The 21347-nt window shown below is 59.5% G+C and carries 19 protein-coding genes; 4 read left to right on the top strand and 15 right to left on the bottom strand.

The window, feature by feature from the left end; all coding sequences use genetic code 11:
- The first annotated feature begins 254 nt into the window (after positions 1–254).
- Entirely contained in the window at positions 255–575 is a 321-nt protein-coding gene (locus AKG12_RS22265; RefSeq protein ID WP_046801224.1) for a hypothetical protein, read from the top strand.
- A 157-nt stretch (positions 576–732) separates the two neighbouring features.
- Positions 733–1755: a LacI family DNA-binding transcriptional regulator gene (locus AKG12_RS22260; RefSeq protein ID WP_052820450.1), complete on the top strand. Its 1023-nt coding sequence runs from the start codon at positions 733–735 to the stop codon at positions 1753–1755.
- 215 nt (positions 1756–1970) lie between these two features.
- On the opposite strand, the gene AKG12_RS22255 is transcribed toward AKG12_RS22260, so the two are convergent.
- The 7 genes from AKG12_RS22255 to AKG12_RS22225 form a co-directional block, all read right to left on the bottom strand.
- Entirely contained in the window at positions 1971–2999 is a 1029-nt protein-coding gene (locus AKG12_RS22255) for a trans-3-hydroxy-L-proline dehydratase (RefSeq protein ID WP_046801222.1), read from the bottom strand.
- Positions 3000–3009: 10 nt separating this feature from the next.
- Entirely contained in the window at positions 3010–4719 is a 1710-nt protein-coding gene (gene lhpI / locus AKG12_RS22250; RefSeq protein WP_052820449.1) for a cis-3-hydroxy-L-proline dehydratase, read from the bottom strand.
- A 113-nt stretch (positions 4720–4832) separates the two neighbouring features.
- Entirely contained in the window at positions 4833–6074 is a 1242-nt protein-coding gene (locus tag AKG12_RS22245; RefSeq protein ID WP_046801220.1) for an NAD(P)/FAD-dependent oxidoreductase, read from the bottom strand.
- On the bottom strand, positions 6074–6796 hold the full coding sequence (locus tag AKG12_RS22240; RefSeq protein ID WP_020811659.1) for an amino acid ABC transporter ATP-binding protein: 723 nt from the start codon (positions 6794–6796) through the stop codon (positions 6074–6076). The genes AKG12_RS22245 and AKG12_RS22240 overlap by 1 nt, the downstream gene beginning before the upstream one ends.
- Positions 6789–7442, bottom strand: coding sequence for an amino acid ABC transporter permease (locus AKG12_RS22235; RefSeq protein WP_046801219.1), 654 nt, complete (start codon positions 7440–7442; stop codon positions 6789–6791). Before AKG12_RS22235 ends, AKG12_RS22240 begins: the two co-directional genes overlap by 8 nt.
- A 12-nt stretch (positions 7443–7454) precedes the next feature.
- Positions 7455–8120 (bottom strand): amino acid ABC transporter permease, encoded by a 666-nt coding sequence (locus AKG12_RS22230; RefSeq protein ID WP_046801218.1) that lies wholly within the window; start codon positions 8118–8120, stop codon positions 7455–7457.
- 72 nt (positions 8121–8192) lie between these two features.
- Entirely contained in the window at positions 8193–8999 is an 807-nt protein-coding gene (locus AKG12_RS22225; RefSeq protein WP_046801217.1) for an ABC transporter substrate-binding protein, read from the bottom strand.
- Between the two features lie 379 nt (positions 9000–9378).
- Between AKG12_RS22225 and AKG12_RS22220 the strand changes: the two genes are divergently transcribed.
- Positions 9379–10416 (top strand): Ldh family oxidoreductase, encoded by a 1038-nt coding sequence (locus AKG12_RS22220; RefSeq protein WP_052820448.1) that lies wholly within the window; start codon positions 9379–9381, stop codon positions 10414–10416.
- 245 nt (positions 10417–10661) lie between these two features.
- Here the strand turns inward: AKG12_RS22220 and AKG12_RS22215 are convergent, their stop codons facing one another.
- The 3 genes from AKG12_RS22215 to ftsZ form a co-directional block, all read right to left on the bottom strand.
- Positions 10662–11627, bottom strand: a complete 966-nt coding sequence (locus AKG12_RS22215; RefSeq protein ID WP_046801215.1) for a dihydrodipicolinate synthase family protein — start codon at positions 11625–11627, stop codon at positions 10662–10664.
- A gap of 109 nt (positions 11628–11736) precedes the next feature.
- Positions 11737–12435 carry a GntR family transcriptional regulator gene (locus AKG12_RS22210; RefSeq protein WP_046801214.1) on the bottom strand — a complete coding sequence of 233 codons (699 nt, stop codon included), beginning with the start codon at positions 12433–12435 and terminating at the stop codon, positions 11737–11739.
- Between the two features lie 401 nt (positions 12436–12836).
- Positions 12837–13799, bottom strand: a complete 963-nt coding sequence (gene ftsZ / locus AKG12_RS22205) for a cell division protein FtsZ (RefSeq protein WP_046801213.1) — start codon at positions 13797–13799, stop codon at positions 12837–12839.
- Between the two features lie 374 nt (positions 13800–14173).
- Between ftsZ and AKG12_RS22200 the strand changes: the two genes are divergently transcribed.
- Entirely contained in the window at positions 14174–14617 is a 444-nt protein-coding gene (locus tag AKG12_RS22200) for a response regulator (RefSeq protein WP_046801212.1), read from the top strand.
- 479 nt (positions 14618–15096) lie between these two features.
- Here the strand turns inward: AKG12_RS22200 and AKG12_RS29585 are convergent, their stop codons facing one another.
- The 5 genes from AKG12_RS29585 to AKG12_RS22180 form a co-directional block, all read right to left on the bottom strand.
- Positions 15097–15243: a DUF1127 domain-containing protein gene (locus tag AKG12_RS29585; RefSeq protein ID WP_080843067.1), complete on the bottom strand. Its 147-nt coding sequence runs from the start codon at positions 15241–15243 to the stop codon at positions 15097–15099.
- A 218-nt stretch (positions 15244–15461) separates the two neighbouring features.
- Positions 15462–16064 carry a hypothetical protein gene (locus AKG12_RS22195; protein ID WP_052820447.1) on the bottom strand — a complete coding sequence of 201 codons (603 nt, stop codon included), beginning with the start codon at positions 16062–16064 and terminating at the stop codon, positions 15462–15464.
- 137 nt (positions 16065–16201) lie between these two features.
- Entirely contained in the window at positions 16202–17320 is a 1119-nt protein-coding gene (locus tag AKG12_RS22190; protein ID WP_052820446.1) for an ABC transporter permease, read from the bottom strand.
- Positions 17317–20085 carry a ribosome-associated ATPase/putative transporter RbbA gene (gene rbbA / locus AKG12_RS22185; RefSeq protein WP_082179001.1) on the bottom strand — a complete coding sequence of 923 codons (2769 nt, stop codon included), beginning with the start codon at positions 20083–20085 and terminating at the stop codon, positions 17317–17319. Before rbbA ends, AKG12_RS22190 begins: the two co-directional genes overlap by 4 nt.
- Before the next feature lie 11 nt (positions 20086–20096).
- Entirely contained in the window at positions 20097–21161 is a 1065-nt protein-coding gene (locus AKG12_RS22180) for an HlyD family secretion protein (protein ID WP_046801208.1), read from the bottom strand.
- Between the last annotated feature and the right edge of the window lie 186 nt (positions 21162–21347).

Genomic DNA, 21347 nt, shown 5'->3' with positions numbered 1-21347 from the left:
AGCGGCCTTGCGCAAAGGACAAAATGTTCTCGATAACATTCTGTCGCGATTGACTAAAAACTCCTCCCAAGGGGACGCGAAGATCAAAAACAGCTGGAATTTCCAATGAAATTCAATGTTTTCGGCTGGTTATCGATTTTCCTCTGTTCGACACCATTTCACGTTCTTGGCAGGATCAATAATGCATGTTATCGGTATCATTGCAAGTCCGATCTACAGAACTGTTTTGGTCGGCATTCATTCGGGAGGGAAACATGTACACACGCTCGGCAATTTTCGAAGGCAGGATTCACCCCGGCCGGGAGGAGGAGTTTTTCCGCATCGTCGAGGAGAAATTGCTGCCCGTCTGGAAACGCATGCCAAATGCGCAGGCCGTGCGGGTGATGCGCACCGAGCGCACCGATCCGGACGCGGCTGCGATCATCATGGTGCAGGAAATCGACTATCCTTCGATGGAAGCCGTGGAGGAAGCACTGGTCTCGCCGGTTCGGCTGGAAGGCCGGGTGCTGACGGACGAGATGATGAGCATGTGCGACGGCCGTTTTTACCATCTGGTCTATAGCCGCGTCGCATAAATCCGGTGCACGCCGTATCGATCTGCAATCATACGGCGTGCTTTCCCTTGATATCTTCGTGTATGTCTTGTCCTGAACCGGTTCGAATTTAGGGAGACATGCTTTGGTGGAGCGCACGCCCTTGGCCGCAGCGTTAGTCACGTCAAAAAAAGCAACCATGAGCGACGTCTCGAAACTCGCGGGCGTCTCCAAGATGACCGTTTCGCGGGTGCTGGCCGATCCTGCCCTGGTGTCGGAAGACACACGCCAGAAGGTGATGAAGGCGATAGAGAAGCTTGGTTATGTGCCAGACCGGATCGCCGGTTCGCTCTCTTCCCGGCGCACCAATTTCATCACCGCCATCCTGCCGACGCTCACCAACTCCAACTTCGCCGACAGCGCCCAGGGACTCGCCAAGGCGCTGCGCGCGGCCGATTACCAGTTGCTGATCGGTTATACGATGTATGATCTGCAGGAAGAGGAGCGCGTGATCCGCACCATGATGGAGAGGCGTCCCGACGCGATTGTCGTTGCCGGCACCGTACATACCAAGATGGCGAGCGAAGTTCTGATGCGCGCCGGCATTCCGATCGTGGAAATCTGGGATGTTCCGGAACATCCGATCGACCACGCGGTTGGTTTCTCCAACTACGAAGTAGGAAGAAACGCCGCCAAATATCTGATATCGCTTGGTTTAAAGCGCATAGGCGCACTCGGCTCCCGGGCTGATGGCGCCGTGAACGACTGGCGCGGCGAAAGCCGCCTTGTCGGGTTTGCGGCGGCACTGCGCGAAGCCGGCATTCCCGACGATCTGATCATCCGGGAAGGCAGCGCGCCTGTCTCCTACGATCACGGGGCAAAGACGCTCGGCTCGTTGCTTGCGAAGGCGCCCGATGTCGAAGGCATTTTCGCGGTCTCCGATATTTCCGCCGTAGGCGCACTGATGGAATGTCATCGCCGAGGCATTCCCGTGCCGGATCAGGTATCGATTCTCGGTTTCGGCGATTTCGATATCAGCCGCCAATGTTACCCCGCGATTTCAACGATCCGCGTCGATGCCCAGATGATCGGCCGCAAGGCGGGCGAATTGCTGCTTTCGATATTGGAGCCGGAAAAGGATGCCGCTGTTCCCGAAGGGGCGCGGGTGGATGTGGGCTTTGAGTTGATCGTGCGGGAAACAACGAAGCGGTTGAGCCGGTGAGCGCCTAGCCCTATTGGAACGAGCGGGAACCGCTTGTTTCTTCTCCCCGAGGGGGAGAAGTCCGCGGCAGCGGGATGAGGGGGCAAGCTCTCCGAAATCCGGCAACGTCGCCCCCTCATCCGACCCTTCGGGCCACCTTCTCCCCGGCGGGGAGAAGAAATACGCGGCACCGCTGTGGCGTACTCAACATTCCATCTCAGTGACCCGCAGAGCCCCTACCTCGCACCCCAGGTATCCGTCAGCCGATACCCTTCCGGCCATGGATCCGACGGATCGAGCATATGCTGATGGATGCCGGTAACCCAGCCGCGGCCGGAGATTTCCGGCAGGATGGCCGGGCGGTCGCCGACTGTTGTGGTTCCGAGGATGCGGCCGGTGAAGGTCGAGCCGATCAGCGATACCGCCGTCAGCGTTTCGCCTTCCTTCATTTCGCCGCGCGCATGCAGAACGGCCATGCGGGCCGAAAGTGCCGTGCCGGTCGGCGAGCGGTCCACCTTGCCCGGCTGGATGGCGACGGCCGCCCCTGCCCTGAGACCTTCCGCCGTGCGCTCCACCTTGCCGGCGAAAAGGCAGAAGGAAAAATGCCGCCAGTCCGGGTTTTCGGGATGGTCGAAGCCCAAAGCCCTGTTGGCGGCATTGGTGATGCGCACACCGAGGCGGGCGATCTCATGCGCCTCTTCCGGCTTCAGGCTGAAGCCCATCGCCTCGGCATCAACGATGACGAAGCTGTCGCCACCATAGGCGGTATCGACCTTCAGCGTACCGAGACCTTCGACCTCGAGTTCCGCGTCGAGTTTTGCGGCAAAGCTCGGCAGGTTCTGCACGAAAATGCGCTCGGCCTTGCCGTTGCGGCATTCGGCGCGCACCTTCACCAGTCCGCCGGGAGCTTCCAGCAGCATATGGGTTTCCGGTTCCTGCATCGGCACGATACCACCATCCAGAAGCACGGTGGAAACGCAGATGGAATTGGAGCCGGACATGGGCGGTGTATCTTCCGGCTCCATGATGATGAAGGCGGCATCCGCATCCGGATGTTTCGGCGGCACCAGCAGATTGACGTGGCGGAACACGCCGCCGCGCGGCTCGTTGAGCACGAAGTTGCGCAGGGTCTCATCGCGGGCGATGAAACGGCTCTGTTCCCAGATCGTCTCCCCCGGCGGCGGCTTCACCCCGCCAACGATAACATCCCCCACTTCACCTTCCGCATGGGCGGAAATTACATGAACTGTCTTGATACTGCGCATTCAGTTCTCCTCAGGAAAGCCAGACAGGAAGGCGGGATACGGCACGGCCGGTCAGCGCGCTTTCGACGCAATCGGCAAGGCTGCCGAAGCGCACAGCGCGGCCGCTGAGACCAGGACCGTAATGGGCGTATTTGCCGGAATTGGTCATGAGTGCGCGCGTCTTCGTCGGGAAGACCGGCTCGGAAATCGAACACCAGCAGAGATCCGGCAGCACCTGCACGCCGCTGTCCTTCAAACTCTGCAACGTGCCGTCCTGCACAGCCGCATCGATGACCTGCTGGCCGGCGGTGACGATGACGGCGACATCCGCATGGCGTTTGCGGCCATTGAACACGGTGACAAGGGGGCGGCATTCCTCCAGCGAGGCATGCGGGCTGCCGATGGCGACAAGCTGCACCTCTTCCGGACCCTCGTTCAGAAGCGACCAGCCGGCGGCCATATCGGCGAGCGAAATGGTGACGGTGTCGGCGGTTTCGAGCGGCGCTAGTTCCGCTTCCGGCGTCACCCCCTCGATATGCAGCATGGGCGAGGCGGAGGTGGTGCCGAAGGCGGCACACAGCGCCTTGAGATCGTCCCGCGACGGCTTTGCGGCCCCGAGACCACGCAGCAACGGAATACAATCCGGCGCGGCCTTGCCGGCGAGATAGCCAACGAGCGGCCAGAAGGCATCATCGATACCAGCTGGCAACGCCACATCGACGATGCGCTGCGGCCTGCGGTTTTCCTTGAGATAGACCCCCGAAAGCGGCGCCCTGCCCGTCATCGCAATGCAGAGGTCGAGAAAATCCGGGTGCTTTGCGGTGCGGGCACCGAGCACCGTATTGGCGAAGATCACCGCATTCGATTCGGCCCAGCCGATCGATTCACCGGCACTTGGGGCACTGTCCAGCAGGTAAGGCGAACAGGTGAAGGTGGGGCGACAGCCCATGCGCACATAGGCATCCGCCAGTCTTGCGGCCGGATCGCCGAAATCCTCCGGCACGCCCTGCGCCCGCCAGTGCGCCTTGTCCACCGAAATGGCGTTCATGGTGGTCGGTACCCGCACCTTGCCACCCATGTCAGCCATTTTTTCGGCAAAGGTGAGGTTGGCGGGGCTGGCATAGATACAGCCATCGATATGGCCCTGCGTCACATCGACAAGCGCCGAAGCGCCCTGCTGCGCGGCCATGGCGACGATGATGCGCATGGCCTGCCGCACGGCGATGCCGTCTCGCCCCTCGAGCATTGCCCCATCATCGTCCTTCAGGTCGAGATGGGCCGTCGCCGGCGGCGCGATGGCAAGCGAGATACCGTCAGCCTCAATGGTGTTCTCATTGATGCTGACATGCGCAGCACGCGAGAAGCGGGCGAAATTATCCGCATCCAGACGGACGACCGGCAGAGCCTTGTCGAACATTTCCGCCGCGACGAGAGCGCCGAGTGTCAGAACGTCTTCAGCCTCGCAGAAAACCAGCGCCGAGGGCGCACGGCCGGTGAGGATGAGATCGAGCAGCACGCCGGAACCGGTGCAGGAGCCGCGGCTGGTCGGCATGAACAGCACACCGCCGGTGAGACAGGCGCCATGCAGCGGGTGATGCACGTCGATCACCTTGCCGGTGGCGGGATCGACCCCGCCCCAGAAGCTCAGCGCCTCGGTCGTGGCGATAACCTTGCCTTCGGCGGCGCCAGCCAGAATGCTGCGCGCCTCGGGAGCGGTGATTGGCGAAACGGCAGAAGACATCGAAAATCTCCCTAAAGCATTTCCGTCAAAATTGCGTAGCGGTTTTACGCCCGGAAAATGCGTGAAAAAAAGAGCTAGAGAATTTTTGCGTTTTGGGGAAAAGCCAAAACTCTCTAGAAACGTTGCGGCGAAAATGCCCTTGTATCGATGGCGGGTTTTTGCCCCGTCAGAAGATCAGCGACGATGCGGGCCGTGCCCGCCGATTGCGTCAGCCCCAGATGCCCGTGGCCGAAAGCATAAACCACCCGTGCCGTGTGCCGCGCTTCACCGATGGCCGGCAGGCTGTCCGGCAGCGACGGGCGAAAGCCCATCCACTGCTTGCCGCCTTCGGTTTTCAGGCCCGGCAGGAAGCTCTTCGCTTTGGTCAAAAGCGCCTCCGAACGGGCGAAATTGGCCGGAAGCTCCAGCCCGCCGAGTTCCACAGCACCGCCAACGCGGATACCGGAGGAAAGGCGGGTAACGACGAAACCATGGCCGCCGAAGGTGACCTGCGTGCGCAGATCGAAAGCACCCGAAGGCAGGGTGGTATTATAACCCCGTTCCGTTTCCAGCGGAATTTTTTCACCAAGCGAGCGGGCGATGCGGTGCGAGAAAGCCCCGGCCGCCAGCACCACCTTACCGGCCTTGCGGGTGCGGCCATCATGGCTCACCACCTCGACACCGTCTTCCAGCGGCCGGAGCGAGGCGACATCAAGGCATTCGATGCGACCGCCAATGGTGCGGAAATGGTCGGCCAGCGCCAGCGTGTAAAGCTTGGGATCGGCAATGGAATACCAGCCGGGCGTAAACGTGCCACAGGTAAAACGCGGCGCGATGCCGGGCTGTATCTCGGCCATCTGTTCGGCGTTCAGATGCCGGAACTCGATGCCATGGCGTTCGCGCGCCTTCCAGCCGGGAAGCGAGGCTTCGAATTCCGCCTCGCTTTCATAGACCTGAAGGTTGCCCTCCTTGCGCAGCATGGCAATGGTGTCCGTCTTTCTGAGAAACGGCTCCAGCTCTGCTTTGGAAAGATCCATCAGCGCCGTCTGGGCGGCCGTGGAATGCTCGACTTTCGATGCCGCGCAGGCCCGCCAGAAGCGGAACATCCACGGCGCGATCTTCAGCGCATAGGCCGGCGGCACGCTGAGCGGACCGAGCGGATCGATGAGCCATTTCGGCGCTTTCCAGAGAATGCCCGGCGATGCGAGCGGCAGGATATCGGTGAAGGCGAAGGCGCCGGCATTGCCGGCCGAAGCGCCCGCCGCCGGTCCCTCGCGATCGATGACGGTGACCGAAAGACCACGGCCCTGCGCGGCAATTGCCGCCGAGAGGCCGACGACGCCGGCCCCTATGACGATGACATCATTGGCTGGCATTACCGCACGCTCGCCAGGAACTTCTGGGTTTCAGCATGCTGCGGTGCGCCGAACAGCTGGTCAGGCGTACCGATTTCCGCCATCACGCCCTGATGGAAGAAGGCGACGCGGTTCGAGACATCGCGGGCGAAGGCCATTTCATGGGTGACGCAGATCATCGTCATGCCCTCATCCGCCAGCATCTTCAGCGTATCGAGCACTTCGCCCACCAGCATCGGGTCGAGCGCTGACGTGACTTCGTCGAACAGCATATATTCCGGCGACATGGCGAGCGCGCGAGCAATCGCCATGCGCTGCTGCTGGCCGCCCGACATGCGGTTGGGATAGACCTTCAGCTTTTCGGCAAGGCCCACATGGGTCAGCTGCTTGACGGCGATTTCCTCGGCCTGTTCCTTGGAAATACCGAGCACCTTGCGCGGCGCCAGCATGACGTTTTCAAGCACCGTCAGATGCGGGAAGGCGTTCCATTGCTGGAAGACGATGCCGACCTTGCGGCGCAGCTTGTTGAGGTCCGTGGACTTTGCATGCACTTCCGTGCCGTCGATAACGATCTTGCCGCTGTCGATAGGCTCGAGGCCGTTGATGCAGGTCAGCAGGGTCGACTTGCCGGAACCCGAACCGCCGATGATGGTGACGACCTCGCCCTTGTTGACGGTGAGGTTGATCCCTTTCAGAACCTCCAGCGGGCCGAAGGATTTGCGGACGTTTTCGATCTCAATCATTGGGGGACCACCGTCTTTCGAGATACCCGCCGAAACGGGCGATGGGGAAGCTGATAAGGAAGTAGATGGCGCCGCAGATCATCAGGATGGTCAGCGGTTCCTGCAGGCGGGTGACGAGGATCTGCGAGGCGCGCAGAAGCTCGATGAGGCCAAGCCACAGCACCAGTGCCGAATCCTTCATGACACCGAGCGTCAGCCCGATCCAGGAAGGCAGCGACACGCGGGTAGCAAGCGGCAGCACGATGTAGCGCATGTCCTGCGACCACGTCATGCCGAGCGAGCGGCAGGCGCGGCGCGTATTGGACGGTACGGCGTCGATGCCGCCGCGCACGATCTCGGTGCAATAGGCTGCCGTATAAAGCGACAGCACCACGCAGGAGGTGGTAAATGGCGGCCAGCCGAGCTTGGCGATCGACTGGAAGGCGTTGCCGAGAACCAGCTGGATGAGCAGCGGCACAGAGCGGAAAATATCCAGCACGAAGGTCAGCGGCAGCGACCAGTAAGGGCCGAACTGGAAACGGATGATACCGAAGATGATTCCCATAAGGGTGCCCGCCGTGACGGCGACGGCGGTGACGGCAAGCGTCATGCCGGCACCCTTGGCCAGGAAGGCGAGATCACTCCAGCTGAGAGCGGTTTCAAACATGGCTCACCTCTCTCAGTAACGGAACAGACGCCAGGCCAGCATTCTGGCGGCGAGCGTGACGATTTTGGCGATCACGTAATAGATGACCGCGGCGAGCGCGAAGAATTCAAAGGTGCGGAACGAGCGGGCATTGAGCGCCTGCGTGACGCCGGCCAGATCCGTATTCATGCCGACCGTGACACCGAGCGAGGTCATGAGGATCGCCCAGACCATCTGGTTGGTGGCCGGCAGGAAAGCCACGCGCAGCATCTGCGGCAGGATGATCAGCCGGAAGGTCTGCATCGAGGTCATGCCAAGCGAACGGCCCGACCGCGTCTGCGTATCCGGGATTGCTTTCAGCGCACCGCGGAAGTTCTCGGCCAGATAACCGGCATTGTTAAACGCGATACCGACCAGAAGCGCGGTATAGGGGCTGAGGTGGATGCCGAAATTACCAAGCCCGAAATGGGCCATGTAAATCTGGAAAAGTGCCGGCGTGTTGCGGGCAACCTCCACCCAGACGGAGGCCAAAGCGCCGAGAACGCGGTTGCCGGAGAGCCGGAACAGCGTCAGCAGGATGGCGAAGGTAAGACCGATCACCATCGACAAAAGGGCGATCTGCAGCGTTACCACCGCACCGTCCAGAAGCTGCGGCAAAGCCTTCAGCGCCTGATTCCAGTGGAATGTATAGTTGAACATTAAGCGTCCCGCCTTTTCAGAAACGATCAACGGCGCGATCATTTCGACCGCGCCGTTTACGAAAAGTCCTGATCAGCGATAAACGCCGTTGACGGTGAGCGATGGAACCTCGCCGCCAACCCATTTTTCGTAGAGTTCGGCGTAACGGCCGGTACGAACCTGCTGGTTGATGAAGAGGTTCAGGTAGTTGATGAGACCGTATTCGTCACGGTTGGTGAAGAGCGCGACATAGTCGATGTCGTAAGGCGCCTTGCCGACCACCGAGATGCCGGCGAACTTGCCGCCCTTGACGTTGGACTGCGCAACCGTGGAGGTGGAAACGGTGGCGTCGATCTGGCCCTGGCTCAGAGCGAGGAAGACATCGGCCTGCGTCTGGTAAGGACGGAACTCGCCGGTTCCCCATTCCTTGACCGACTTTTCGAGCGCGATGGCTTCGAACGTGCCGGCGGTTGCGCCAACCGTCTTGCCCTTCATGTCCTCGAAGGACTTGATACCCGACTTGTCATTGGCGGTAACGGCCATTTCGAAGGCGAAATAAGGCACGGTCATGCCGACCGTCTTGGCGCGCTCCAGCGTATCGGAGGTCGACGCAACGCCGACATCGACGCGGCCCGACATCAGGGCGGGAATGCGCTCGGGGAAAGGCGTTTCGACGATTTCAGCCGTGACGCCGAGCGCCTTGGCGAGATCGTTGCAATAATCGACGTCGAAGCCAACAGGGTTGTTTGCGTCGTCACGCGAACCCATGGGCGGGAAATCGAGCACGACGGCGCAGCGCAGCGTACCGGCGGAAATGATGTCGTCAAGTTTGTCGGCCTTGGCCGGCGTGATAACGGAAGTGGTGGCCAGAAGGCCGGCGATGATGACCGATTTTTTCATTCTTTATTTGCTCCCACAATTGGTCTGCCTTTGAAGGCCCGGTCACTATTTCCCTATGGGGCCGATAAATCAACATAAAAATACAACTAGTATACAAAAAGAATTTTGCAGCATCGAATAATCGGGATTTGCCGCATGGGTGGTTGTGTGGGGGTGTGAAGAAAAGACTCTTTTCAGCCCAAGGACTTGAGCCGACGCGAATGCCGCGGGCCGCCCGGGAATGCGAGGAAAGAGGAAACCGTCACAAAAACTGAAAACTCTGTATCTTCGATGCCGATTTACGCTTTCATGGCACTTCACCGAAAAGACGAGTTGCAATAGACCCGCCTTTGTATACTTTATGTATTCAAGATGTGCGAGCAGATATCGGAGGATCATGATGAGCGACGCCACCACCCTGACCATTGATGCGCTTTCAAAGCGGGTTGAAGAAATTTTCCGCAAGGCGGGGCTGAATGACGTGCAGTCGGGAGCGCTTGCCCGCGTCATCACCGCCGGCGAGCGCGACGCCTGCAAATCGCACGGCATCTACCGCATCGAGGGCGCGCTGCGCACCGTCAAGGCCGGCAAGGTGAAGCCTGACGCGATCCCTGATGTGGCCGAAGATGACGGCACGGCAATCGTGAAGGTCAACGCCAATGGCGGCTTTGCCAACCCAGCTTTCGAACTGGGCCTGCCGGTTCTGGTGGAGCGGGCGAAACGTTCGGGCATCGCCGCACTCGTCATCAATGACTGCACGCATTTCTCGGCGCTCTGGCCGGAAATCGAGGGGCTGACCGAGAACGGCCTTGCCGGGCTGGTGATGTGCCCCAGCTATTCCGCCGTTGCCCCCACCGGCGGCAGCAAACCGCTTCTCGGCACCAACCCCTTCGCTTTCGGCTGGCCCCGTAAGGATACATCACCCTACGTCTTCGATTTCGCCACTTCTGTTGCGGCGCGCGGCGAAATCGAACTGCACCGTCGCGCAGGCAAATCCCTGCCGGAAGGATGGGCGCTGGACGCTGAAGGCAAGCCGACGACCGACCCGGAAGCCGCGCTTGCCGGTTCCATGCTGCCTTTCGGCGGGCACAAGGGATCGGCAATCGGCACCATGATCGAACTTCTCGCCGGTATCATGATCGGCGACCTGACCAGCCCCGAAGCCCTCGACTTTCTCGGCAGCACGGCGCTCGCCCCCACCCACGGCGAGCTGATTGTCGCCTTCTCTCCCGAAGCCTTCGCCAAGGGCCGCCCCGGCGACCCGTTCCAGCGCGCGGAAGTGCTGTTCGACGCCATCATCGGCCAGGGCGCCCGCCTGCCCTCCGGCCGCCGCTTCGTCGCACGCGCCAAGTCCGAAAGCGAGGGTATCACGCTGACCGCAGCAGAAATGGCCGGGCTCGACCGATTGCTGGAGAAGGGTCTGGACGCGGTCTCCTGACCGCGTTGCGGAGCGATATACAAAAGGCTGAGGGCGCGGGCCTGACGTGATGGCGAAGACCGCAAACCTCTCCTCCGTCATGCTCGGGCCCGTCCCGAGCATCTGCAACCGATTGATTTGACTATACGTTGGCAGACCCTCGGGACACGCCCGAGGATGACGTCGAAGCCGGGGAACGATCAAACCTCATAACATGCAAAAAAGGCCCGCATTTGCGGGCCTTTTGTTTTCACGTCAGCGACTGCTCAGGCAGCCTTACAGGTCTGAACGGCACCGGGAAGCTTGCTCCAGTCGGCATACCAGCTGTTGAACAGCTTGAACTGCGCCTCTACATAACCGCGCTGGCTGTCCGTCAGGGCGTCGGTTTCGTTGAAATGCAGCGTGTATTCCTTGTCGCCCTTCAGCACCATCATGTGCTTGAAATACAGAACCAGATCCGGACCTTCATCAAAGGAGGAGAGTACGGCCAGCGCCTGCTCCAGCTCCAGCGCGCGGGTGCGGGCATCCGCATCACCCTTGGCAGCGGCCTGCGACAGCTTGCACAGGTGAATCACTTCCTTCGGCAGAACATTGCCGATGCCGGTGATGGCGCCGGTTGCACCGCAGTTGACGAAGCCGTGGAAAACGGCGGTATCGACGCCGATCATCAGGGTCACTTCATCATCACGGCTGGTGATGTTTTCAGCTGCGTAACGCATATCAGCCGGACCGCCGAACTCCTTGAAGCCGATAAGGTTCTTGTGTTCGGCACGCAACGCGAAGAAGAGATCTGCGCGGGTGGCAAAACCGTAATAGGGGCTGTTGTAGATAACCGCCGGGATTTCAGGAGCGGCCGAAAGAATGGCCTTGAAGTGCGCCTTCTGGGCCGCGATGACGGAACCGCGAGACAGGACGCGGGGAATAACCATCAGGCCCTTGGCGCCAACCTTCTGGGCGTGGGCGGCATGCGCCACGGCGGACGCCGTGTTGACCGCACCGGTGCCGACGATAACGGGGATGCCAGCCTTGACCAGGCGCTCCACGCCTTCCATGCGCTGCTCATCGGTGAGAAGCGGCCAGTCGCCCATGGAACCGCAATAAACGACGGCCGACATGCCATCGGCAATCAGTTCCTTGCCCTTGCGCACAAGCGCATCAAAATCAGGGGTGCGATCTTCCTTGCAGGGGGTCATCAAGGCGGGAATCACGCCGGAAAAAATGCTGGCCGTCATTATTAGCTCCTAAGGCACATGGTTCTCAGGAATGGACGCAGCGATGCGCCACCCTTTCAACAAGGACATTACTATCTTGTATTTTATTTGTCGACAAGAAATCGACAAGCTATAGATTTATTTCCAGCCGCTCATTTCGCACCAGCAATTTCTGCACCTGCTGCACGATCTGTTCCGCATGTTCACGCGCCAGTTTTTCGGAAAGGGCGATATCCCGCGCGGCGATGGCGGCGATCATTGCGTCATGGTCATCGACGAAACGCTTCGGCAGACGGTCCTCATAGGACTGGTAATAAAGTCTCAGAATGCGCCGCCCCTCATCCAGCAGGCGCTTGAACAGGCTGGTGAAATAGGGGTTTCGGCCTGCCTCGGCGATGGAAAGATGAAGTGCGGCGTTGGTGGAAATCATTGCCAGCGCATTCTGCTCTTCCACCGCAATGGCGAATTCCGCATTATGGGCACGGATTCCCGCAAGATCCTCGGGGCGGTGATATTGCGCCGCAAGCTGGGTGGTGACCCGGTACATCAGCACCAGCGCATCGAAATAGGTGTGCATGTTGAGGAAATCGATATTCGACACCATGGTCGAGCGGTTCGGCAACGTATCGATCAGCCCCTCACCCGAAAGCCGCACCAACGCCTCGCGTATGGGCGTGCGCGACATCTTGAACCGTTCGGCAAGCTGCACCTCGTCAATGGGGCTTCCCGGCGGCAGGACCAGATCGAGAATCTCGTCGCGCAGCAGATCATAGACCATCTTCACGCCGGAGCCGCGCTTGCGCTCGGCAGAAGCAATTATATCCGTCATAGCCAAATCCTTCTTGTCGACATAAAGAGTACTATTATCTTTTTTCGTTATCAACGACGCGTTGCAGCCCCGCCTCCCCGAATGGCGGAATAATTGTTCAAAAACAACAAAAAGCCGTCGCGAAAATTACTCGCGACGGCTTTTAATTGTTCAGTTTGTGGCGTGTACGCTGTTTATAAAATGTCGCCGCTTAGTTTATCGGGGAACGGGGAGCACGCCGCCTGTTTCTTCTCCCCCTTCGGGGAGAAGGTCGCGGCAGCGGGATGAGGGGGCAAGGGTAGAGATATTCGGCAACGTTGCCCCCTCATCCGACCCTTCGGGCCACCTTCTCCCCGGCGGGGAGAAGAAACGAGCCGCACCCTCGTGCTCCCCCCGTAACTCCCTGTCGCTGTAGCTGCGCCTCAGTTCCGCAGGCCGGTGGCCACGACGGAGATCTTGAAAGCCCCGTCCAGCGTCGGATCGAAAGAAGCGCCCATCACCACATCCGTCTCCTCGCTGACAGCCTCGCGCACCAGCGTCATCGCCTCATCGATCTCATAAAGCGTCAGATCGTTGCCACCGGAGATGGCCACCAGCGCACCGCGCGCTTCTTTCAGCGACGGTTCGCCGAGCAGCGGGTTGGCGATGGCGGCGGCCGCCGCTTCGGAGGCGCGCTTTTCACCCTTGGCCTGCGCCGTGCCCATAAGCGCCCGGCCACCATTTTTCATGACGTAGCGCACATCGGCGAAATCGAGATTGACGAGACCCTCGCGCAGAATGAGATCGGTGACGCAACGCACGCCGAGCGACAGGACCTTGTCGGCCGTCTTCAGCGCATTCTCGAAGGTGGTGCCAGCGTCGGCGATGCGCAACAGGTTCTGGTTGGGAATGACGATGACGGTATCGGCGGTATTGAGCAGGTTGGCAAAGCCGTATTCGGCAGCCCGCATGCGGCGCGCACCTTCAAAGCTGAAGGGAAGCGTAACAACGCCGACGGTGAGGATGTTCTTTGCCCGGCAGGCTTCCGCAATTACCGGGGCCGCACCCGTGCCGGTGCCGCCGCCCATGCCGGCGGTGATGAAACACATGTCGTAACCGCTCAAGTGATCCATGATCTCATCGAGTGAATCGATCGCCGCCTGCCGACCGACCTCCGGATCGGCCCCTGCACCAAGTCCACCGGTCAGCTCGGAACTGAGCTGCACCATCCGCGGTGCATTGGTTTTCTTCAGCGCCTGCGCGTCCGTATTGGCGGCGATGAAATCGACCCCGCTAATGCCCTCGGAGATCATGTTGTTGATCGCATTTCCGCCACCGCCACCAACGCCGACGACAGCGATATTGGGAGTGTTGCGGGCAATCGAAGCGCGCGGAGACTGGGTCATCGTGTTATTCTCTTTCTAAACTCATAGTGTCCCGCGCCGTTTTGGCCGCGGCACGCGAATGATCGGCGGCGTTCCGGCACTTCCTTCCTGGCGCACGAAGGAGGCTTTAACGCGTTGAATTGCATATAAGCTATCGGCCGATTGCGGCCAAAAGACTTGTGCTCCAGCGGCGAAAGATGCGCTACGGCAACGTTCTCCCACCCTTCCCCCGGATGAAAACCAAACCGAATCAACTGCTTCGCTATTGAATGGTGATAGCCGAAAAGGCACGCCGTTTACACTCCATTCACTATGTTTATCTCAGTTTGGAACGAGTTGTGCCGACAAGTGTTTGCTTGCCGACCGCGCTTGGCGCACAGAATGGAGGCAGGCATATGTTGGCAGACGTCTTGCAAAGCGAACCGGGTTTCCGCATGGAACAGCCGCGGGTGCTGATCGTCGAAGATGAGTTCCTCATCGCCATGGACATAGAGGATTCCATTCTCCAGGCGGATGAAGAGGCAGATGTCATCGGCATCGCCAACCGGCTGGATGAGGCCGTTGCGCTCGGCAGCCGCGCCGACATCGCCTTCGTCGACGTCAACCTTGCCGATGGCCAGACTGGCCCGGAGATCGGCCGCCGTCTTTCCCAGGATCATGGCGTGGTGGTGATTTTCATGACGGCAAACCCGGAAGTGGTCGTCAATCTGGGCATTGGCGCCGGAGTGATTGCCAAGCCCGTGCCGCAGGACGCAGTGGGACAATGCCTGTCCTACGCGCTTGCCAAACGGGCCGGCACGCATGCGGTGACGCCCATCGGCATGATGGCTTTCGACTGAGGCACTTCCTTAAAATTAAGCTGACCTGAAGATAAGGCTGAAAATAGAAAAGCCTGCCGCGGGAGGAGGTGCGGCAGGCTTCTGAAAAGATGAACAGCGATATGGGAGGAGGAAACCGCTGTCCCTGGGGCAATCCTTGGGAGGAGGAGTAGGATCGCCCGCATTACCAAAAGGATGTGGGAGGAGGTACATCCGTTTCGATGATTTGAAGATAGCATTTTCCTGCGCATTTCACAGGCATAAGCTTGCAGTACAGATATGCATTTGGTGCATGGCGAATTTCACGCTGCGGGATATCGATGCCACAGCTTCACGTCTTGTCGCATCGTCTGCAAAAACCGCAGACTGCCTATTTCACGCAGCCGGGCAAAACTTCGTTACAAGCGCCAAAAGGCAACGAAGAAATTGAATGATGCGCCAAAACAAAAACGCCCGCGAAGCGGGCGTTTGGGCATTCAGACACGACAATATCGTCTTGATTATTTGCCGATTGCGGCGCGGGCAACGCTGGTGATCTGGCTGCGGTCGAGACCGAGATCGTGCAGTTCACGGGTGCTCATGCGGCCCAGTTCGTTGATGGTCTGACGATATTTGCGCCAATTGTTAAAGCTGCGTGCTACGTTCATGACATGACCCTTTCTTGAGGTTTAGGTGACGTCAGCAACGTTTTCGTTCCGGCGTCCTTTGATGCCCTCTATATGCGCTTTCTCATGCCCAATGAACAGGCAGAATAAGGCAATACACCCATGCGCCAGACGCAAGGGTACCTCGTGACGGTTTGCAACGAAAAAGAAACGTGACTGAAATTCAGCCGGTTCGCGAGGCTTTACTCGGCGCTGTCATCTCAAAACTTGTAGCGGACACCGAATACATTGGCGTTTGTAGCGCCCTTCATATTGCCCAAAGTTTTGCCACCGCCGGAACGGTGGTGAAGGCGCCAGAAGAATTCCGTCGATGAATCCTCGCTGAAGGAGACATTGATTTCCGGCCCCAGATAAAACAGGACATTGGCATTGCCGTCGTCCTTGATTTCCTGCTCGCGCTCACGGCCCGGCTGCGCATCCGTGACAAGGCTGAGGCCGGCGGTGAAGCTCGGCGTGATAAACAGCCGTTCGCCAAGCCTGATCTGCTCATAACGTGCGACCGGGCCGGCCCAGACTTCGCCGGTAAAACCTTTGCCAAATCTGGCGGCTATGCCAATCTCGCCGCCCAGTTTTACATTGCCGATACGGTAGGGATAAAACTGGTAGCCGCCGCCGATAGTGGCGTTTCTTTCATATTCCACTGGAATGAGCGCAGCACTTTTCAGCATGTCTTCTTTCGTCATGGCGCCAGCGAAACCGAATATCGCCTCGCTCGTCTCCGAAGTCATATCCTCAGAGGCGAAAGATGATGTCGCAGCCAGTGCGATCATGGCCGTCAAAGACAGACGTGCTGCAATATTCATTATGCTACTCCTGAACAAAGCCCGCTTTTACCCAGCCGTCCTCATAGGCATATTCCCGGAAGGCGAACATACCGTTACCGAACACAATTAATTCAACTTGTCCGGAAATGGCCTAAAAATGGCGGGTTCCCCTCACCTCAGCGCAGGAAACGCCGGAAGCGGCGAAGCGCAAAAACGAAGAGCGCCGAGCCGATAGCCAGCAGCGCCAGCAGTTGCGGCCACACCACATCCAGCCCGGCGCCCCTGAAAAGCACCGATTGCGCCAGGATGACGAAATGAGTGTTGGGTGCGAGAAGCATGAGATACTGGATGATATCAGGCATGCTTTCACGTGGCGTCATGGCGCCGGAAAGCACCTGCAACGGCAGCAGGAACAGGATCAGCAGCATGCCGAATTGCGGCATGGACCCGGCAACCGTTGCGAGGAATATGCCCATCGACGTCATGGCGAAGAGCTGCAGGGCGGTTCCAAGCAGAAAGAGCAAGAGCGAGCCTTCTATGGGAATGGCAAGCAGACCCCGGACGACGACGAAGAGGGAAAATGCCGAAGCCACCAGCACGACAAGGCCCATGGACCAGACCTTGCTGAGCATGATCTCCAGCGGCGTGACCGGCATGACCAGCAGATGCTCCACCGTGCCATGCTCACGCTCGCGAATGAGCGCCGCCCCGGTCAGCACGATCGACAGCATGGTGATGGCGGTGATGATGTTGTTGATCGAGCCGAACCAGGATTTGTCCAGTTCCGGGTTGAAGCGAGAGCGCAGTGTCAGATCTACCGGCACCGAAGTCACGCCGCGATAGCGGTTGATATATTCCTGAACTTCGCTCGTCACGATGGTCTGAACATAACCGCCGCCGCTGAAAGCCTGACTCATGCGGGTGGCGTCGATATTGAGCTGGATGGCGGGCTGTTGCCCGGCCATCAGCCGGCGCTGGAAATCCGGTGGAATATTGAGGGCGAAAGTATCGAGCCCAGCATCCATGCGCTTGTCCATCTCGGCGATGGAAATCTGCTTCGGCGGCGCGAAATAGGGCGGGTAAAAAGCCGTGCTGATGCGCCCGGAAAGCGGCGACTGATCCTCATCGACAATCGCGATGGCGGCATTGTTCAGCGTCTCCGGCAATGCGCTGGAGCCGGTGTAGATCTGCAGCGTGAAAGCGTAGACAATCAGGAGCAGCAGCATGCCATCACGCGCAAGCCCGCGCAGTTCCTTGATGCCGAGCTGGAAGATGTTGGACGAAAACAACCTCATGACGCCTGTTTCCTCAAAAGCGCGGCACCGGCGATGAGCAGCAGCGGAATGGCGATGATGAGCGGCAGGAACGAGCCGGAAAGGCCGGCGAAATCCAGTCCCTTGGAGAAGGTGCCGCGCGAAATGGTCATGAAATAGGTGGCGGGATAGATGTTGCCGATAAAGGCCCCCGCCCCCTGCAGCGACGAAACGGGATCGATCATGCCCGAATATTGCGTGGCCGGAATAAGCGTCAACAGGGCCGTGCCGAAGATCGCCGCGATCTGGCTCTTCATGAAAGACGACATGACGAGACCGATGGATGTGGCGATGATGACAAAGAGCAGCGCTCCCGTTGCGTAAGCGAGATAACTTCCCGTGAAGGGTACCTGAAAGATGAAGATGGCGAATGCCGTCAACAGCAGGAAATTGAGCATGCCGAGAGCGACATAGGGAAGCTGCTTGCCGATCAGGAACTCCAGCCGCGTGGTCGGCGTCACGTAAAGATTGACGATGGAGCCAAGCTCCTTTTCCCGGACGACGCTGAGCGCCGCCAGCATGGCCGGTATGAGCATCAGCAACAGCGGAATGACCGCCGGCACCATGGCGACGAGACTTTTGACATCGGGATTGTAACGATAGCGCGTCTCGATGCTGAAGCCACTCTGCGTCGCCGCACTTCCGTAGATTTCACTCGCCTTGCGGGCCAGCCATGTCTGGTGCATGCCCTGCACGTAACCACGCACCGTCTCGGCCCGCTGCGGCATGGCACCGTCGATCCATGCGCCGACCTCCACCGTCTTTCCGCGCAAGACATCGCGGCCGAAACCGGGCGGGATTTCAATGGCAAGGCTGAGTTCGCCGTCACGCATGCGCCTGTCCATATCGGCATAATCGCGGATAGGTTCTTTCTCGATGAAATAACGCGAGCCGGCTATGTCGAGCACGTAATCGCGGCTGATGGTGGAATCGTCACGGTCCAGCACCGCGAAGGTCAGATCCTCGACATCGAGATTGATACCATATCCGATCACGAACATCAGGATGACGCTGCCAAGCACCGCCAGCGTGCCGCGAATGGGGTCTCGCTGCAGTTCCAGCGCCTCGCGCCGCGTATAGCTGAACATGCGCCTGACATCGAAAAACCGTTTGCGGGCGGGCGCTGCATGCGGCGTCGCGGGCACGGCCACTGCCGGAGCAGGAACGGCGGCGGCCTGCGTCTTCTTTACACCGGACGCATCTTCGAGATAGGCGACAAAGGCCTCTTCCAGCGTTGCGGCATTGCGACTTCTGGTGATCGCGTCTGGCATATCGCTGATCAGCACCTTGCCGGCATGCATCAGCGAAATCCGGTCGCAGCGCTCCGCTTCGTTCATGAAATGGGTGGAGATGAAGATGGTGACATTATCGTTACGCGAGAGATCGGCGAGGATTTGCCAGAAGCCGTCCCGCGCCACCGGATCGACACCCGAGGTCGGCTCATCAAGGATGAGAATATCAGGCGAATGGATCATCGCCACCGCCAGCGACAGCCTTTGGCGGATGCCGAGCGGCAGGTCGTCAGGCATGGTTTCCATAACGGCGCCGAGATCGAAACGCTCCGCCATCGCGGCGATACGCGGCTGAATGGTTTCTTCCGGCAGCTTGAACAGCCGCGCGTGCAGATCGAGGTTCTGGCGCACCGTCAGCTCGGAATAGAGCGAGAACGCCTGGCTCATGTAACCGACGCGGTGGCGGATCGCCATGTCACTGGCATCCACCTTGTGCCCGAAGAGCTTCGCTTCGCCTTCGCTGGCGGCCAGAAGCCCGGTCAGCATCTTCATGGTCGTGGATTTTCCGCAACCGTTCGAGCCGAGAAAGCCGAAAATCTCGCCGCGCGGAATCTTGAAGCTGACATTGTCGACGGCGGTGAAATCACCGAAGCGCATGCTGAGATGCGACGCCTCAATGGCATAGTCACCATCATCCGTCACCTTGCGTGGCGCGATATGCACCTCATGATAATCCTTGCGTTTTTCTTCCGGAAGAAGCGCGATGAAGGCGGCATCGAGATTGGCGGTCGAAGTGCGTTCGAGAAGTTCGGCGGGTGAGCCGGTGGCGAGGATTTTGCCGCCATCCATGGCGACCAGCCAGTCGAAACCGGCTGCCTCTTCCATATAGGCCGTGGCGACGATCACACTCATGCCCGGACGCCCGGCTCGGATGGAATCGATCAGTTCCCAGAACTGCCGGCGCGACAGCGGGTCGACGCCCGTGGTCGGTTCATCGAGAATGAGCAGGTCCGGATCGTGGATGAGGGCACAGCAGAGCCCGAGCTTCTGCTTCATGCCGCCAGAAAGTTTCATTGCGGGGCGGTCGGCGAATGGCTCGAGGCCGGTGCTCTTGAGTAATTCGGCAATGCGCGCCTGCCGCTCCCTGCCGCCCTGCCCGAACAGCCTGCCGAAAAAGTCGATATTCTCGAAGACGGACAGGGTGGGATAAAGATTCTTGCCAAGACCCTGAGGCATATAGGCGATACGCGGGCAGGTATCCTCGCGGTGGCGTGGATCGGACATATCGCCGCCCAGAACCTCCACTTTGCCCTTCTGGATGGCGCGCGCACCGGAGACGAGCGACAGCAGGCTGGATTTGCCGACGCCATCAGGCCCGATCAGGCCAATCATCCGGCCGGCGGGGATCTCCACCGATATATCGGCCAGCGCAATAGTGCTTCCGAAGGCCAGCCGCACATCGGTCAATCGCGCGACCGGTGCGTTCTTGTCGTTCGTTTGGGGAGACGCGACCATGGCGGCCACCGTCACTTGACGAGATTGCGTTCGAGGTTTTCAGGCCAGGCCGCCTGCGGATCAAGCCGGACATAGGCCATGCCGGGCAGACCGGTTTTGACATATTGAATATATTTCTGCAGCAGCGCCTGCGGAATTTGCGCCCGCACCCGGAACGTCAGTTTCTGGCGCTCTTCTTCGGTCTCAACCGTTTTTGGAGTGAATTGCGCGACATCGGCGACGAAGGAGACCTTGGCGGGAATGGTGTATTGCGGCGCCGCGTCGAGGATCAGGCGGACATCGGAGCCCATGGAAGTGCGGCCGGCCTCGGCCGTCGGCAGAAAAAACGTCATATAGACGTCGCCGAGATCGACAAGATTGAGAACGCGGCCGCCGGCGGAGAGCACCTCTCCCGGCTGGGCGATACGATATTGCACGCGACCGTCGCGGGGCGATTTCAGCGTCGCATCTTCTATATCCGTTTCAATGCTCTCTATATCGGCCTGCGCAGCATCGACAGCCGCTTCGGCATCAACGATCTGTGCCTTGGCGGCGCTGATTGCAGCATCCGAAGCAGCGAGAGAGGCCTGCGCCGAGGCAAGTGTGGCGCGGGCGGATTGCTCGGCGGCTTCGCTGTCGTCAACGATCTGCTGGGAGACGGCGTTGCCGGTCAGCAGCTGTTTTGAGCGCGTATAGGTCTTGGATGCGGAATCGAGTTGGGCCTTGCGCTGTTCCACCACCGCCTGAGCGGAGGTTTTTTCCGCTTCACGCTGGGCAACGAGGCTGTTGGCTGTATCGATCGCAATTTTCGCACGGCGAAGCTGCGCTTCCGCCTGACGTTTCTTGGCTTCCAGCTGGGCCGTGTCCATCTGTGCAAGCACTTGCCCGGCCTTCACGAAGTCGCCCTCGCGCGCCATGATATCCTGAAGGCGGCCGGCGGTTTTCGTGGAAATGTCAATCTCGACAGCCTCGATCCGGCCGTTACTGGCCACAAATCCGGCGGGAAGTCCCTCCCCCTTCAGTTTTGACCAGGAGAAATAGGCGACACCGGCAATAACCAGAACCACCAGACCAATGAGCAAGCCTTTTTTAGACATCCGTCTTCCCCATGAACCCTTCAGGTTTCAACCGTAATACGTAAAAACCGAAGATGCCAGCCACCATCGCGTTTAGAATTTGCACCCGGCATTTCTTCTGTTTGAGGAAATGGGCCGGGGTATTGGCTGTTTAGGTGTCGTGGTGTTTCGTGACCTTGACACAAGTCAAATGACCCAAGGATGTTT

It is taken from the genome of Agrobacterium sp. SUL3, assembly GCF_001263295.1.
In the GTDB taxonomy this organism is placed as follows: domain Bacteria; phylum Pseudomonadota; class Alphaproteobacteria; order Rhizobiales; family Rhizobiaceae; genus Agrobacterium; species Agrobacterium tomkonis.
Note: the sequence above shows the minus strand (reverse complement) of the source record. Positions and strands in the feature narration are given on the sequence as shown.